Origin of the sequence: Streptomyces sp. NBC_00683 (assembly GCF_036226745.1) — a bacterium.
Taxonomy (GTDB): domain Bacteria; phylum Actinomycetota; class Actinomycetes; order Streptomycetales; family Streptomycetaceae; genus Streptomyces.
The window spans coordinates 3,535,659-3,549,695 of the sequence record NZ_CP109013.1 but is presented as its reverse complement, the minus strand read 5'-3'; the positions used below and the strand labels follow the sequence as shown (position 1 = coordinate 3,549,695).

At 70.6% G+C, this 14,037-nt stretch carries 13 protein-coding genes; 8 read left to right on the top strand and 5 right to left on the bottom strand.

Annotation, left to right across the window (positions count from 1 at the left end; all coding sequences use genetic code 11):
* Positions 1 to 20: 20 nt before the first annotated feature.
* On the bottom strand, positions 21 to 1,877 hold the full coding sequence (locus OG257_RS15545) for a serine/threonine-protein kinase (RefSeq protein ID WP_329208238.1): 1,857 nt from the start codon (positions 1,875 to 1,877) through the stop codon (positions 21 to 23).
* 180 nt (positions 1,878 to 2,057) lie between these two features.
* Here OG257_RS15545 and OG257_RS15540 point away from each other — a divergent pair, with 180 nt between their 5' ends.
* Positions 2,058 to 2,720 (top strand): hypothetical protein, encoded by a 663-nt coding sequence (locus tag OG257_RS15540; protein ID WP_329208236.1) that lies wholly within the window; start codon positions 2,058 to 2,060, stop codon positions 2,718 to 2,720.
* Here OG257_RS15540 and OG257_RS15535 read toward each other — a convergent pair whose 3' ends face one another.
* On the bottom strand, positions 2,721 to 3,884 hold the full coding sequence (locus tag OG257_RS15535) for a THUMP-like domain-containing protein (RefSeq protein WP_329215117.1): 1,164 nt from the start codon (positions 3,882 to 3,884) through the stop codon (positions 2,721 to 2,723). It abuts the gene before it with no gap.
* Positions 3,885 to 4,076: 192 nt separating this feature from the next.
* On the opposite strand from OG257_RS15535, the gene OG257_RS15530 reads away from it, so the two are divergent.
* The 3 genes from OG257_RS15530 to groL all read left to right on the top strand — a co-directional run bounded on the left by OG257_RS15530 (position 4,077) and on the right by groL (position 7,415).
* Positions 4,077 to 5,006 (top strand): polysaccharide deacetylase family protein, encoded by a 930-nt coding sequence (locus tag OG257_RS15530; protein ID WP_329215115.1) that lies wholly within the window; start codon positions 4,077 to 4,079, stop codon positions 5,004 to 5,006.
* Between the two features lie 374 nt (positions 5,007 to 5,380).
* Positions 5,381 to 5,689: a co-chaperone GroES gene (gene groES, locus OG257_RS15525; RefSeq protein WP_028439209.1), complete on the top strand. Its 309-nt coding sequence runs from the start codon at positions 5,381 to 5,383 to the stop codon at positions 5,687 to 5,689.
* Between the two features lie 103 nt (positions 5,690 to 5,792).
* Entirely contained in the window at positions 5,793 to 7,415 is a 1,623-nt protein-coding gene (gene groL / locus OG257_RS15520; protein WP_329208234.1) for a chaperonin GroEL, read from the top strand.
* A 104-nt stretch (positions 7,416 to 7,519) separates the two neighbouring features.
* Here the strand turns inward: groL and OG257_RS15515 are convergent, their stop codons facing one another.
* Positions 7,520 to 8,293, bottom strand: a complete 774-nt coding sequence (locus OG257_RS15515; RefSeq protein ID WP_329208232.1) for an SDR family NAD(P)-dependent oxidoreductase — start codon at positions 8,291 to 8,293, stop codon at positions 7,520 to 7,522.
* Positions 8,294 to 8,347: 54 nt separating this feature from the next.
* The gene (locus tag OG257_RS15510) at positions 8,348 to 9,016 is read right to left on the bottom strand and encodes an MOSC domain-containing protein (protein ID WP_329208230.1); all 669 of its coding nucleotides are present in this window, start codon (positions 9,014 to 9,016) and stop codon (positions 8,348 to 8,350) included.
* 80 nt (positions 9,017 to 9,096) lie between these two features.
* Between OG257_RS15510 and OG257_RS15505 the strand changes: the two genes are divergently transcribed.
* A complete protein-coding gene (locus tag OG257_RS15505; protein WP_329208228.1) occupies positions 9,097 to 9,987 on the top strand; it encodes a LysR family transcriptional regulator in 891 nt (296 codons plus the stop codon).
* 113 nt (positions 9,988 to 10,100) lie between these two features.
* Here the strand turns inward: OG257_RS15505 and OG257_RS15500 are convergent, their stop codons facing one another.
* A complete protein-coding gene (locus OG257_RS15500; protein ID WP_329208227.1) occupies positions 10,101 to 10,430 on the bottom strand; it encodes a WhiB family transcriptional regulator in 330 nt (109 codons plus the stop codon).
* 423 nt (positions 10,431 to 10,853) lie between these two features.
* Between OG257_RS15500 and OG257_RS15495 the strand changes: the two genes are divergently transcribed.
* The 3 genes from OG257_RS15495 (at position 10,854) to guaB (ending at position 13,964) form a co-directional block, all read left to right on the top strand.
* Positions 10,854 to 11,465 (top strand): response regulator transcription factor, encoded by a 612-nt coding sequence (locus tag OG257_RS15495; protein ID WP_003948568.1) that lies wholly within the window; start codon positions 10,854 to 10,856, stop codon positions 11,463 to 11,465.
* A 278-nt stretch (positions 11,466 to 11,743) separates the two neighbouring features.
* Positions 11,744 to 12,319: a sigma-70 family RNA polymerase sigma factor gene (locus OG257_RS15490; RefSeq protein ID WP_056796454.1), complete on the top strand. Its 576-nt coding sequence runs from the start codon at positions 11,744 to 11,746 to the stop codon at positions 12,317 to 12,319.
* A gap of 139 nt (positions 12,320 to 12,458) precedes the next feature.
* A complete protein-coding gene (guaB, locus tag OG257_RS15485; protein WP_329208225.1) occupies positions 12,459 to 13,964 on the top strand; it encodes an IMP dehydrogenase in 1,506 nt (501 codons plus the stop codon).
* Positions 13,965 to 14,037: the final 73 nt, after the last annotated feature.

Sequence of the window (14,037 nt, the reverse complement as noted above, 5' to 3'; positions counted from 1 at the left end):
TCACCTGCTCCGGGCGGGGGTCAGGACTCGTCGACCTTCAGGGCGTTGCGCCACACCGTGACGTCCAGCGTCATGTAGTTGCTGGCCGCCGTCTCCGAGGGGAGGGCGCGGACGACGACGAGTCCGAGGTGGCCGGTGTCGGTGCGGACACAGATCTGGGTGCCCCGCACGAGCCGGGCCACGTCGAGCTCGGTGGAGTAACGGGTCTCCGACCGGCAGGTGTCGAGGCTGCCCTGCTGGCCGGGGTTCAACAGGATCATGGAATCGCTGGTGCGGACCACGCTGCTGATGGAGCTGTAGGCGAAGTCGCCCTCGGACCCGTCGAGAGGACTGTCCGTGGCATCGGCGAAGTTGATGTGGTAGCCGCCGGTGAGGTCGATGCCCTTGTAGACGACCGGCTCGGGGTCGGGCAGCGGCGCGGAGTCGTCCCCGCCGTCGTCCGCCGGTTCCCCGGAGCCCTCGGACGGGGCGTCCGACGAGGTGTTCGCTGCGGGGGCCTTCTCCTTGCCGTCCGCCTGGGTCTGCTTCCCCTTGTCCTCACTGCCGTTGCCGTCGAGCAGGTTGTAGGCGGCGAGGCCACCGCCGAGGCCGACGAGCAGCGCGACGGCCAGCCCGATCGCGACGAGCTTCCCGGTGCGCTTCTTGGGACGGGCGGGTCCGGCGGTCGTCACCTGCGCCGTCGGATATGTGTGGGGCCCGGTCGGGTAGCCGTACCCGCCGGGCTGCTGCGCGTGCTGCTGCTGGGTGGGGACGGGGTAGCCGTATCCCGGTACCGGCTGCTGCTGGTGCCCTGCGGACGGCGGGGGCGTCGGGTAGCCGTACGCGCCGGGCGCCGGTGCCGCCGTGACGGTCGGGGGCTGCGGCGTCACGTGGGCGGCCGGGGCGGTCGGCGGGTGCGTCGCGGGAGCCGTTGCCGGGGCGGTGGGCGCCACGGTCGGGGGCGGCGGGGTCCGGTCGGGTGCGGGCGCGGCGGTCCGGCCGCTGATGTCGGCGGCGACCGCGCGCGGCAGCCAGTCCTCCGGACGGCGCAGTTGCGTCTCACTGTTGGCGGTACGGCACAGCTCGATCACCTCGGTGACCGACGGCCTGTCCTCGGGCGCCTTGGCCAGGCACCGGGTCACGAGCTCCTTCAACTGCTCGGGGACCGCGGTCAGTTCCGGCTCCTCGTGCACGATCCGGTACAGCACGCCGTGTGAGGCGCCCTCACCGAAGGCGGGGGAGCCCGTGGCCGCGTAGGCCGCGACCAGTCCGAGCGCGAAGAGGTCGGTCGCCGCGGTCACCTGACGGCCCGAGGCCTGCTCGGGCGACATGAAGGCCGGGGTCCCGATCGTGACACCGCTGCCGGTCAGCGAGGTGGCGTCGGCGGCACGGGCGATGCCGAAGTCGATGACGCGCGGCCCGTCCGCGGCGAGCAGCACATTGGACGGCTTCAGGTCCCGGTGGACGATGCCCGCCCCGTGGATGACATGGAGCGCCTCGGCGATCCCGGCGACCAGCAGCAGCACGGCAGGCACGGGCAGCGGCCCGTGCTCGCCGACGGCCGCCGCGAGGGAGGGGCCGGGCACGTACGCGGTGGCGAGCCAGGGCTGTCCACCGTCGGTGTCACTGTCGATGACCGGCGCGGTGTACAGGCCCTGCACGCGCTGGGCGGCCTGCACCTCCTGCTGGAACCGCCGGCGGAACTCCGCGTCCTCGCTGAAGTCCGGCCGGATCACCTTGATCGCGACGGGCCGTCCGCCCGGCGTGTACGAAAGGTAGACCTTGCCCATCCCGCCGGAACCGAGCTTCGCGGTGAGCCGGTACCCGGCCACGGTCCGCGGATCGCTGTCCTCCAGCGGCTGGAAGACCCCGTCGCTTTCCTGGTGTTGCTGACTCATCGTGCTGCTGCCCCCGGCCGGCCTGGTTGGACTCGAAACGAGCCGTACTGTATCCGGAACCTGGGACGGCCGGGCGGGTGTGGCCGGTTGCGCGTCGGCTGTCGCGATTCCGTTTCCCGCCGCGGGAGTCGGTGCGGAGCGGGTCACGGGTCCGTTCACCGTCTGGGTAGTGTCTTGTCCATGCCACCCCGTTCCCCGCTGCCGCCTCCTCCGCCGCCCGTGGAGATGCGTTCCTGGCCCGACCGCGACGCCCTGCTGCGGGACAGGGCGCTGGTCCTCGGCGAGCTCGTCAGGATGCACATCGGGCCCGGCCGGCTCGGAATGCTGTTGCTGTGGGCGGGACTTGCCGCGCTCGGCTGGTCGTTCGTCGGCACCGCGATGCTCACCTTCGAGGAGTCCTACGACGTCATCAGCGCGTTCCTGGGCCTTGTCTGCATCATCGTCGGCGCCTGCCTGCTGGTTCCCTCGGCCGTCTTCGTCGCTCTCGGTGTGCGCAGGGACCGTCGGGTGCGCGGGCTCCTGGCGGAATGGGGCGGGCTCGACCGGGACCCGGTGGGGGACGTGCCGTTGCGCAGGCCCGCGGCCGGGCTCGTCTGGATGCTGACGTCGTACCTGCTGTGCGCGGTCGGCCTGTACACCTGTGTGATCGTCCCGGCCACGGCCAGGGCGGGCCAGGAGACGTACGGCATGGTGGCGTTCCTGATGGGGCTCGGGCTCGTCGCCTGGCTGACCGGGCTGATCGGCATCGTCAAGGCGTTCGCCCACCGCCGTTGGGTGGTGCGGGTGCTGATCGGGGCGCCGGCCGAGCCGCTGGTCCGGGTGGACGGCGGCGCCCGCCACTGATCAGGGCCGCTTCACCGGGTGTCCGATCAGCATCGTCGGGGCGCCGGCCACCCGGGTGAGGAACACGGTGGCCGAATGCGGCCCCTGGAGCTTCATCTTCCGGCGCAGCTCCTCGGGTTCGACCGCCGATCCGCGCTTCTTGACGGTCAGGACGCCGACCTTCCGCTCCCGCAGCAGTGCCTTCAGCTTCTTCATGTTGAAGGGCAGCTCATCGGTGATCTCGTACGCGGCCGTGTAGTCGGAGGCGTACGGCTGATCGCTCGTGACGTACGCGATCGTCTCGTCGACCAGCCTGCCACCGCACCGTTCCACGATGTCGGCGACCAGATGGGCGCGGATGACGGCGCCGTCGGGCTCGTACAGGAAGCGTCCGACGGGGCCGACGGGCGGTGCGGGGAGCGGGGCTGCGGCCACCAGGGTCGCGCGGGAGGGCAGCAGGGTGGCCCGGAAGGCACCCGGGGTGAAGCCCTCGCCGAACCACAGCACGGCCTCCTTCACATCACCGCCGTCCGAGATCCACTCGGCTTCCGCCTGCGGTCCGATCGCCTCGTGCGGGACACCGGGGGCGATCTTCAGCGCCGCGCGCGGGGCCTTCAGCGCCGCCGCGGTCGCCCAGGAGAGCGGCGGTGAGTACGCCTCGGGGTCGAAGATCCTGCCGCGCCCGCCGCGCCGGGCCGGGTCGACGAAGACCGCGTCGTAGGGAGAGGTGTCGATCTCCGTGACGTCGGCGCACCGCACCTCGATGAGGCCGTCGAGGCCGAGCGCCTCGGCGTTGGCGCGGGCGACCTCGGCGGTCAGCGGGTCGCGGTCCACGGCCAGGACGGAGATGCCCGCCCGGGCGAGGGCGATCGCGTCGCCGCCGATCCCGCAGCACAGGTCGGCGACGCTCCGCACGCCGCCGAGGCCCGCGAACCGTGCGGCGCGGTAGGTGGCGACGGAGGTCCGGGTGGCCTGTTCCACTCCGTTCGGGGTGAAGAACATCCGGTACGCGTCCTCGGCACCGAACTTCGCCGCGGCCCGCTGCCGCAGCCGCGCCTGGCCCAGCGCGGCCGACACCAGGCCGGCCGGGTGGGAGCGGCGCAGCCGGGTGGCTGTGGCCAGCTCCCCGGCGGGGTCGTAGTCGCGCAGTTCGTCCAGGAGCACCGTGCCCTCGGGGCTGCGCAGAGCGGCGAAGACAGCGAGCGGATCCGCGGGACCGGCGGGATCTGCGGGATCGGTGGGGCCTGCGGGATCGGCGGGACCGTCGGGGGAGAGGGCGGCGTTCACGAGTCCATTGTGAGCCAGGTGGGGGACGCGGCGGCTCCGGTGGAGGTGTCGCGGGAGGACGCCGGTGACCGGCTGGCAGGATGCGGCGCCATGCAGCTAGTACGACAAAACGAAAAACACATCACAAAGCGGCACAGGACGGTCTGTGCTGCTCTGGTCGCCCTGCTGGCCGCAGCCGTCGCCTCCGGGTGCGCGGCGGAGTCCGGCGGCGGGGCCGCGCAGGGGAAACCGGTCGCGGGGCAGCCCGGCGCGGCCGCCCAGGCGCCCGCGGCCGACACCCGTGCCGAGCGGCTGAAGCGGGAGCAGGCCGCCCGCGCGGCCGCCGCGAAGAAGTGGGGGCTGGCCAAGGTCCCGCTGGCCGCTCCGGCCCCGCCCGCCGTGAAGCCGCGCATCACCACCCGTGAGGGTTTCGAGGTCGAGGGCGGGGAAGAGCTGCCGCCGGTCTTCACCACCGTTCCGACCAAGGAACGGATCGTCTTCCTGACGATGGACGACGGTGCGGAGAAGGACCCCGAACTGCTGCGCATGATGACGGAGCTGAAGATCCCGTACAGCGCCTTCCTCAGCGACTACGTGGTGAGCGACAACTACGGCTACTTCAAGGAGATGCAGGCGCGCGGCGTCACCCTCAGCAACCACACGCTGAACCACCGCTATCTGCCGGGGCTCTCGAAGGCCGACCAGCGGCGGGAGATCTGCGGCGAACAGGACAAGATCGAGAAGTACTTCGGGACGCGGCCGACCCTCTTCCGGCCGCCGTACGGCAACTACAACCGCGACACCCTGCGCATCGCCAAGTCCTGCGGAGTCGAGGCCGTGCCCCTGTGGAACGCGGAGGCCTTCCCCGACCGCATGGAGTGGCGGCAGTGGGACCGGGACCTGCACCCCGGCGACATCATCCTCACCCACTTCCGCGGCCGCGTGGACTGGAAGGGGTCCATGGCGGACATGGTCCGCCAGGTCATGAAGACGGTCACCGACAAGGGGTACGCCGTGGCCAGGCTGGAGGACTACGTCTGAGAGGTTCGGGTCCCGCGCGTGCCTTCGGAGCGGCGTGCGCGTAGCCGCGGCTCCCCGCGCAAGCCGTCCAGGAGGTACGGAACGCCGCGGCGCGCCCCCGCGTTGTCCGTACGGTGCCCGTGCGGAATCCCGGTCGGCACCGGCCCCCGTACGGTCCGGGGGCCCGGTCGGCCCGCCACGCGCGGGTGGTGAATTGGCACTCCGCTTGACCGAGTGCTAATCGCGGTCATAGTCTCAGGTCTGGCACTCCCCACTGGAGAGTGCCAGCACCACTGCGCGACAGGGCAGGTCCGGCACCCGCGACGACGGATCGACCTGGTCGCCACCCACAGACTGTTAAACCCCGTGAGATCTCCGAAGGGGGAGACCGGATCGTGTCGACCACCAGCTCCAAGGTTGCGATCAAGCCGCTCGAGGACCGCATTGTGGTCCAGCCGCTCGACGCCGAGCAGACCACGGCTTCTGGCCTGGTCATTCCGGACACCGCCAAGGAGAAGCCCCAGGAGGGCGTCGTCCTGGCCGTGGGCCCGGGCCGCTTCGAGAACGGCGAGCGCCTTCCGCTCGACGTCAAGACCGGCGACGTCGTTCTGTACAGCAAGTACGGCGGCACCGAGGTGAAGTACAACGGCGAGGAGTACCTCGTCCTCTCGGCTCGCGACGTGCTCGCGATCATCGAGAAGTAATTCACCCACGTTTGTTTGCTTGTGTTCTGCGCCCCTGGCCCCCTGCGAAATACCTAGCCGGGCGGCGAGGGGCGCAGTTCGTTCGAGAGGGAAGTAACAGCCCATGGCGAAGATTCTGAAGTTCGACGAGGACGCCCGTCGCGCCCTTGAGCGCGGCGTCAACAAGCTTGCCGACACGGTCAAGGTGACGATCGGCCCCAAGGGCCGCAACGTCGTCATCGACAAGAAGTTCGGCGCTCCCACCATCACCAACGACGGTGTCACCATCGCGCGCGAGGTCGAGCTCGACGACCCGTACGAGAACCTCGGTGCCCAGCTGGTGAAGGAGGTGGCGACCAAGACCAACGACGTGGCCGGTGACGGCACCACCACCGCCACCGTGCTGGCCCAGGCACTCGTCCGCGAGGGTCTGCGCAACGTAGCCGCGGGCGCGTCCCCGGCAGCCCTGAAGAAGGGCATCGACGCCGCGGTCAAGGCCGTGTCCGAGGAGCTCCTCGCGACCGCCCGCCCGATCGACGACAAGTCCGACATCGCCGCCGTCGCCGCGCTCTCCGCGCAGGACACGCAGGTCGGCGAGCTCATCGCGGACGCGATGGACAAGGTCGGCAAGGACGGTGTCATCACCGTCGAGGAGTCCAACACCTTCGGTCTGGACCTCGAGTTCACCGAGGGCATGGCCTTCGACAAGGGCTACCTGTCCCCGTACATGGTGACCGACCAGGAGCGTATGGAGGCCGTCCTCGACGACCCGTACATCCTGATCCACCAGGGCAAGATCGGCTCCATCCAGGACCTGCTCCCCCTGCTGGAGAAGGTCATCCAGGCGGGTGGCTCCAAGCCGCTGCTGATCATCGCCGAGGACGTCGAGGGCGAGGCGCTCTCCACCCTCGTCGTCAACAAGATCCGTGGCACGTTCAACGCCGTCGCGGTGAAGGCCCCGGGCTTCGGTGACCGCCGCAAGGCCATGCTCGGCGACATCGCCACCCTCACCGGTGCGACCGTCATCGCCGAGGAGGTCGGCCTCAAGCTCGACCAGGCCGGTCTGGACGTGCTGGGCACCGCCCGCCGCGTCACCGTCTCCAAGGACGACACGACCATCGTCGACGGCGGCGGCGAGTCCGCCGACGTCAAGGGCCGCGTCAACCAGATCAAGGCCGAGATCGAGTCCACGGACTCCGACTGGGACCGCGAGAAGCTCCAGGAGCGCCTCGCGAAGCTGGCCGGCGGCGTGTGCGTGATCCGTGTCGGTGCTGCCACCGAGGTGGAGCTCAAGGAGAAGAAGCACCGTCTGGAGGACGCCATCTCCGCGACCCGCGCCGCGGTCGAGGAGGGCATCGTCTCCGGTGGTGGCTCCGCTCTGGTCCACGCCGTCAAGGTCCTCGAGGGCAACCTCGGCAAGACCGGCGACGAGGCCACGGGTGTCGCGGTCGTGCGCCGTGCCGCCGTCGAGCCGCTTCGCTGGATCGCGGAGAACGCGGGCCTCGAGGGCTACGTCATCACCGCGAAGGTCGCCGAGCTCGACAAGGGCCAGGGCTTCAACGCCTCGACCGGTGAGTACGGCGACCTGGTGAAGGCCGGCGTCATCGACCCGGTCAAGGTCACCCGCTCCGCCCTGGAGAACGCCGCGTCCATCGCGTCGCTGCTGCTCACGACCGAGACCCTGGTCGTCGAGAAGCCGGCCGAGGAAGAGTCCGACGCCGGTCACGGCCACGGACACTCCCACTAGTACGACCCGGTACGCAGCCGAGGCCCGGTACCCCCGTCGCGGGGGCACCGGGCCCCGGTCGTTCCCGCGCGGTCGCCGGGCCGGGAACTGCCCCGGGCCGCGCGCTACTTGGGGCCGTACGTGCGGCCCGCGCGGGACGTCACCCCGCCCAGCAGGCCCCGGGGTGCCACCTTCACCAGGCCCATCAGCGCCTTGTACCGCGGGTCGGGAATCGACACCGACTTGCCGCGGGCCAGATCGGCCAGGGCCGCCGCGACCAGCTTGTCCGCGTCGAGCCACATCCAGTCCGGGATGTTGCCCGTCCCCATGCCGGCCCGCTCGTGGAACTCCGTCCGTACGAAGCCGGGGCACAGGGCCATCAGCCGGACCCCCGACCCCGCGAGGTCCTTGGCCGCGCCCTGGGTGAACTGCACGACCCATGCCTTCGACGCCCCGTACGTCCCACGGGGCAGGAAGGCCGCCACGGAGGCCACGTTGACCACCCCGCCGCGCCCGCGCTCCTGCATCCCGGCGGCCGCTGCCGAGGTCAGCCGCAGCACGGCCTCGCAGTGCACCTTCAGCATGGTCAGCTCGTCCGCCATGGGAACGTCCAGATAGCGCCCCTTGTTGCCGAACCCGGCGTTGTTGACCAGCAGGTCCACGGAGTTCTGGCGGTCTCCCAGGCGCGCCTCGACCGCCTCGATCCCCGAGTCCGTGGACAGATCGGCCCTCAGGACCTCCGCCTCGATGCCGTGCCGGTCGTGCAGCTCCGTGGCCTGGACCCGCAGCCGTTCGGTGTCCCGCGCCACCAGCACCAGATTGTGCCCGTCACTCGCGAGCCGCCGTGCGAAGGCGGCCCCGATCCCCGCCGTCGCGCCCGTAATCAGTGCAGTCGTCATACGCGGCACGTTAGTGCCCGGTGAGCGCGGGCCGTTCATCCGCCCGGGGGATGGTCACGACCCGTGCTTCGCCGCGTACTCCCGCGCCTGGCGCAGCGCCTCCGGGTGCAGTGCGTCCCCGGCGGCCAACAGCTGCGGCAGCAGCCCCCGTTCGGTCGTGACCGCCCGGAACTGCAGGGCGGCGGTGACCTCGTGGTCCGGGCGGTGCACGATCGCGACCGGGTCCCCGGCACGGATCGTCCCCGGTTCGATCACACGCAGGTACGCGCCGGTGGCCGCCTCACGCGTGAACCGGCCGATCCAGCCCTTCTCGCCCAGGTGACCCGCGAACGTACGGCACGGAATGCGGCCCGAGGTCACCTCCAGCAGCAGCTCGCCGCCGACCCGCCAGCGCTCCCCGATCCTGGCGGTGCTCACCGGCAGGCCGACGGTCGTCAGGTTCTCGCCGAACGTGCCGTTGGGCAGGGTGCGGCCCAGCTCCTTCTCCCAGGTGTCCAGCTCCTCGCGGGCGAAGGCGTACACCGCCTGGTCGGAGCCGCCGTGGAACCGCAGATCGCAGACCGTGTCACCGGCCAGACCACTGCCGCCGGTCCCCCTGGGGCCCGGGTCGCAGACCCGTACGGGGCCGTCGGCCGGGCGCTTGTCGATTCCCGTGAGCCCGTCGGGGCCCTGGGTGTGCTCGGAGGCCGTGGGGCGTCCCAGATTCACAGTCAGCAGCTTCATGCGTACACGCTAACCACTCGACCCTCAAAGATGTTCATGATAAATCGGCTCATCCCTCAAGACTCGCTTATGGTTGAGGGGTGATCGAAGCCCGTCATCTCCGTGTCCTGCGCGCCGTGGCCACCACCGGTTCGTTCTCCGCCGCCGCGCGCGACCTGGGCTGCACCCAGCCCGCCGTCAGCCAGCAGATGAAGGCCCTGGAGTCCTCGGCGGGCACTCCGCTGCTGATCCGTACGGGGCGCGAGATGAGGCTCACCCAGGCCGGCGAGGCGCTGGTGCGCCACGCGTCCGGCATCCTCGCGGGCCTGACCGCGGCGGAGGAGGAGGTGGCCGCGATCGCCGGCCTGCGGGCCGGCCGGGTCCGGCTCGTCTCGTTCCCGAGCGGGAGCTCCACGCTCGTACCGGGCGCCCTCGCGGCCCTGCGCGCCGCGCACCCCGGCACCCGCGTCTCGCTCGTCGAGGCCGAGCCGCCGAGGTCGGTGGAGATGCTGCGCGACGGGGACTGCGACATCGCGCTGGCGTTCCGCTACGGGGTGCCCGGCGGTGAGTGGGACGACCTGGTGGTGCGCCCGCTGCTCGCGGACCGGCTGATCGGCCTGGTGCCCGAGGGGCACCGGCTGGCGGGGGCCGATTCGGTGGGCATCGGCGAGCTGGCCGACGAGCCGTGGATCGCGGGCTGCCCGCGCTGCCGGCGTCAGCTGGTGGAGGTCTGCGAGGCGTCCGGATTCACCCCCCGGATCGATTTCGCGACGGACGACTACCCGGCGGTGATCGGCCTGGTCGGGGCGGGGCTGGGTGTCGCGGTCCTGCCGGAGCTCGCGATCGAGTCGGTACGCCCCAAGGGGGCCCGCACCGTCATGGTGGAGCCCGCCGTGGAGCGGGAGATCGTCGCGCTGACCCTGCCCGACCTGGCCCGGGTCCCGGCGGTGGCGGCCACCCTGGATCAGCTGTCCCTGGCGGCCGCGCGCTGAGCGGGTCGGCGCCCCTGAGCTGCGGTCGGCGCGCGCGGCACCCGGTGCGCCGCGTCAGGCGGGTGCACCAGATGTGAAGAAACGTTTCTGCGCCGACCGGTCCGTAGAGGTGGTCAGGTGTGCCCGGGGCCCTGGGTGGCGACCGAGTGGGCCGAGATCAGACGGTTGCGGGCGCGGCCCATGAGCTCCTCGCGCTCGTCCTCGGTCAGGCCGCCCCATACGCCGTAGGGCTCCCGTACCGCCAGGGCGTGTGCCGCGCACTCGGCGCGCACCGGGCAGCGCATGCAGACCTCCTTCGCCGAGGTCTCGCGGGCGCTCCGTGCCGCCCCGCGTTCTCCTTCGGGGTGGAAGAACAGTGAGCTGTCGACCCCACGGCAGGCGGCCAGCAGCTGCCAGTCCCACAGATCCGCGTTGGGTCCGGGAAGGCGGGAGAAATCTGCCATTGCGTGTCCCCTCGAAACCTTGCTGAGTCGGAAACGGCATCCTCGACCGTCATGGATCGTCGGTGACCGGAGTCCCGACCGTACATCTACGGTGTTAGTAGATGTAAATATGACTGATTGCGAATCTAGCCACAGACGCCAGCAAAAGGGAAGAAAACCCGCTAAATGGGGCATGCCGAGGGGTGAGAGATCGGTTGACGGGTGAATGATTCCGCGCCGTTCTCCTCCGTACGCGGCCCCTCACTTAGAGTGCCGAACCGGTTCCCTCGACCCGTAACTCTTTCGAGTGACCATCGTTGGGAAGGCAGAGGCGGTTGACGGACAACGAGCTCGGGCAGATGTCCGAGGGGGTCAACCGCACAGGTGACGACTTGTATCAGCCTGGAGGCTCAAGGTGACGCGCATCAGCTGCGGAGGACGGTCATGACATCCGTCCTCGTCTGCGACGACTCCCCGCTTGCCCGAGAAGCGCTCCGTCGCGCGGTTGCGACCGTGCCCGGCGTCGAGCGTGTGACGACGGCGGCCAACGGCGAGGAAGTCCTCCGCCGCTGGGGAGCCGACCGTTCGGATTTGATTCTGATGGACGTACGCATGCCCGGTCTGGGGGGTGTGGAGACGGTCCGGCGGCTGCTCTCGGCGGACCCCGGGGCCAGGATCATCATGCTGACCGTCGCCGAGGACCTGGACGGGGTGGCTCTCGCGGTCGCCGCCGGGGCCCGCGGCTATCTGCACAAGGACGCCTCGCGCGCCGAGCTGCGGGCGACCGTGACCCAGGCGCTGGCCGATCCGACGTGGCGGCTCGCCCCGCGCCGGCTGCGGTCCGCCGAGATGGGTGCGGCGCCCACGCTCACCGCGCGGGAGATCCAGGTGCTCGAAGGCATGAGCCACGGCCGCTCCAACGCGGAGATCGGCCGTGAGCTGTTCCTCTCCGAGGACACCGTGAAGACCCACGCCAGGCGGCTGTTCAAGAAGCTCGGCGCCTCGGACCGTGCCCACGCCGTGGCGCTCGGCTTCCGCTGGGGTCTGGTCCGCTGATGCCGCGGCGCGGCCGGTAGCCGTGACGATCCCGTCCGCGTACCCGCGGACGGGACGACGGTGGCGGCGGACCTGCGGCCGGGCCCTCCCCACCAGCGGTGCGTGACGCTTCCCGGCCGATGACGCATCCTTGAGATGTGGAGTTCCTCGGGAACGATTCGGTCGAGCGGAAGGGGAGGGCGCAGGACATGACATCCGGCGCACCCGCTCATAACGCTTCGGTGCACAACTCAGGACGCGATGCCGCGGATCGGAAGGCGTCAGGGCACCATGGTCCGATGCGCGACGACGAGACGACGGTGATCGGTGCTCTGGTGCACCGTGCCGTCGACGGCGACGCACAGGCCACTCACGATCTGCTGGCCCATGTCCACCCCCTTGCCCTGCGGTACTGCAGGTCTCGGCTGAACCGGCTTCCCGGTGATGCTCGCCACTTCGTGGAGGACCTGGCGCAGGAGGTATGTGTCGCGGTGCTGATGGCGCTGCCGCGGTACAAGGACACCGGCAGACCCTTCGAAGCCTTCGTCTTCGCCATCGCGGGCCACAAGGTCGCCGACCTCCAGCGTGCCGCGATGCGGCACCCCGGATCGACGGCCGTGCCCTCCGACGAGATGCCGGAGCGGCCCGACGACTCGCTCGGCCCGGAGGAGCGTGCGCTGCTCAGCAGCGATGCCGCCTGGGCCAAGAAGCTTCTCGCCAACCTCCCGGAGAACCAGCGCGAGCTGCTGGTCCTGCGGGTCGCGGTCGGACTGACCGCGGAGGAGACCGGACAGATGCTCGGGATGTCCCCGGGTGCGGTGCGGGTCGCCCAGCACCGTGCGCTGAGCAGACTGAGGGCTCTCGCGGGGCAGTAGTCGAGGCGGGGCGGGACGGCACCTGCCGTTCTGTACGAAGCCACGAAACCGCCAGGTGATCTTGATCGTGGAATGAGACACCCTGCGAGCCCGTTAGCATGGACATCCGCACCGATCAAGGCCATTTGGGGAAGGTGTCATGACTGCAAACGTCGACGGAGTGCCCGAGAAATTCGCGACGCTCGGGCTGACATACGACGACGTGCTGCTGCTGCCCGGCGCGTCCGACATGGCGCCCGATCAGATCGATACCTCCTCGCACATCTCGAAGAACGTGCGGGTGAACATCCCGCTGCTCTCCGCCGCGATGGACAAGGTCACCGAGGCACGCATGGCGATCGCCATGGCCCGGCAGGGCGGCGCGGGTGTTCTGCACCGCAATCTCTCCATCGCCGACCAGGCCAACCAGGTCGACCTGGTGAAGCGCTCCGAGTCCGGCATGGTCACCGACCCGATCACGGTGCACCCGGACGCGACGCTGCGCGAGGCGGACCAGCTCTGCGCCAAGTTCCGCATCAGCGGTGTCCCGGTCACCGACGCGTCGGGCAAGCTGCTCGGCATCGTCACCAACCGCGACATGGCCTTCGAGTCCGACCGCGGACGCCAGGTGCGCGAGGTCATGACGCCGATGCCGCTGGTCACGGGCAAGGTGGGCATCTCCGGCGTGGACGCCATGGAGCTGCTCCGCCGCCACAAGATCGAGAAGCTTCCGCTGGTCGACGACGCCGGGGTCCTCAAGGGCCTCATCACCGTCAAGGACTTCGTCAAGGCCGAGAAGTACCCGAACGCCGCGAAGGACAAGGAGGGCCGGCTGCTCGTCGGCGCCGCCGTCGGTGTCGCGGGCGACGCCTTCGAGCGGGCGCAGGCGCTCGCCGAGGCCGGTGTCGACTTCATCGTCGTGGACACCGCGCACGGCCACTCCCGGCTCGTCGGCGACATGGTCGCCAAGATCAAGTCGAACGCGGCCGGTGTCGACGTCATCGGCGGCAACATCGCCACCCGCGACGGCGCCCAGGCGCTGATCGACGCGGGAGTCGACGGCATCAAGGTCGGCGTCGGACCCGGCTCCATCTGCACCACGCGTGTGGTCGCCGGTATCGGCGTCCCGCAGGTCACCGCGATCTACGAGGCCTCGCTCGCCGCCAAGGCGGCCGGCGTCCCGGTCATCGGCGACGGCGGCCTGCAGTACTCCGGCGACATCGCCAAGGCCCTGGTGGCCGGCGCGGACACCGTGATGCTGGGCTCGCTGCTCGCGGGCTGCGAGGAGTCCCCGGGCGAGCTGATGTTCATCAACGGCAAGCAGTTCAAGTCGTACCGCGGCATGGGTTCGCTCGCCGCGATGCAGACGCGGGGCGACCAGCGCTCGTACTCCAAGGACCGCTACTTCCAGGAGGGCGTCGCCTCCGACGAGAAGCTGGTCCCCGAGGGCATCGAGGGCCAGGTCCCGTACCGCGGCCCGCTGTCCGCGGTCGTCCACCAGCTCACCGGCGGTCTGCGCCAGTCGATGTTCTACGTCGGCGGCCGGACGGTCCCGGAGCTCCAGGCGAACGGCCGATTCGTACGGATCACCTCGGCGGGTCTCAAGGAGAGCCACCCGCACGACATCCAGATGACGGTCGAAGCGCCGAACTACAGCAGGAAGTAACGCATCAGCGCAGGTGAGGGGCGGTCCGGGGTTCCCGGAACCGCCCCTCATGTGTGTGTCGGGGATACTGGTC

What these genes read in the sequence shown, in the direction of transcription:
- OG257_RS15510 (WP_329208230.1), bottom strand. Translation starts at nt 9,016, where the DNA reads ATGAAGCTGCTGACTGTGAATCTGGGACGCCCCACGGCCTCCGAGCAC.
- groL (WP_329208234.1), top strand. Translation starts at nt 5,793, where the DNA reads ATGGCGAAGATTCTGAAGTTCGACGAGGACGCCCGTCGCGCCCTTGAG.
- OG257_RS15500 (WP_329208227.1), bottom strand. Translation starts at nt 10,430, where the DNA reads ATGGCAGATTTCTCCCGCCTTCCCGGACCCAACGCGGATCTGTGGGAC.
- OG257_RS15495 (WP_003948568.1), top strand. Translation starts at nt 10,854, where the DNA reads ATGACATCCGTCCTCGTCTGCGACGACTCCCCGCTTGCCCGAGAAGCG.
- OG257_RS15515 (WP_329208232.1), bottom strand. Translation starts at nt 8,293, where the DNA reads ATGACGACTGCACTGATTACGGGCGCGACGGCGGGGATCGGGGCCGCC.
- OG257_RS15545 (WP_329208238.1), bottom strand. Translation starts at nt 1,877, where the DNA reads ATGAGTCAGCAACACCAGGAAAGCGACGGGGTCTTCCAGCCGCTGGAG.
- guaB (WP_329208225.1), top strand. Translation starts at nt 12,459, where the DNA reads ATGACTGCAAACGTCGACGGAGTGCCCGAGAAATTCGCGACGCTCGGG.
- OG257_RS15540 (WP_329208236.1), top strand. Translation starts at nt 2,058, where the DNA reads ATGCCACCCCGTTCCCCGCTGCCGCCTCCTCCGCCGCCCGTGGAGATG.
- OG257_RS15490 (WP_056796454.1), top strand. Translation starts at nt 11,744, where the DNA reads ATGCGCGACGACGAGACGACGGTGATCGGTGCTCTGGTGCACCGTGCC.
- OG257_RS15530 (WP_329215115.1), top strand. Translation starts at nt 4,077, where the DNA reads ATGCAGCTAGTACGACAAAACGAAAAACACATCACAAAGCGGCACAGG.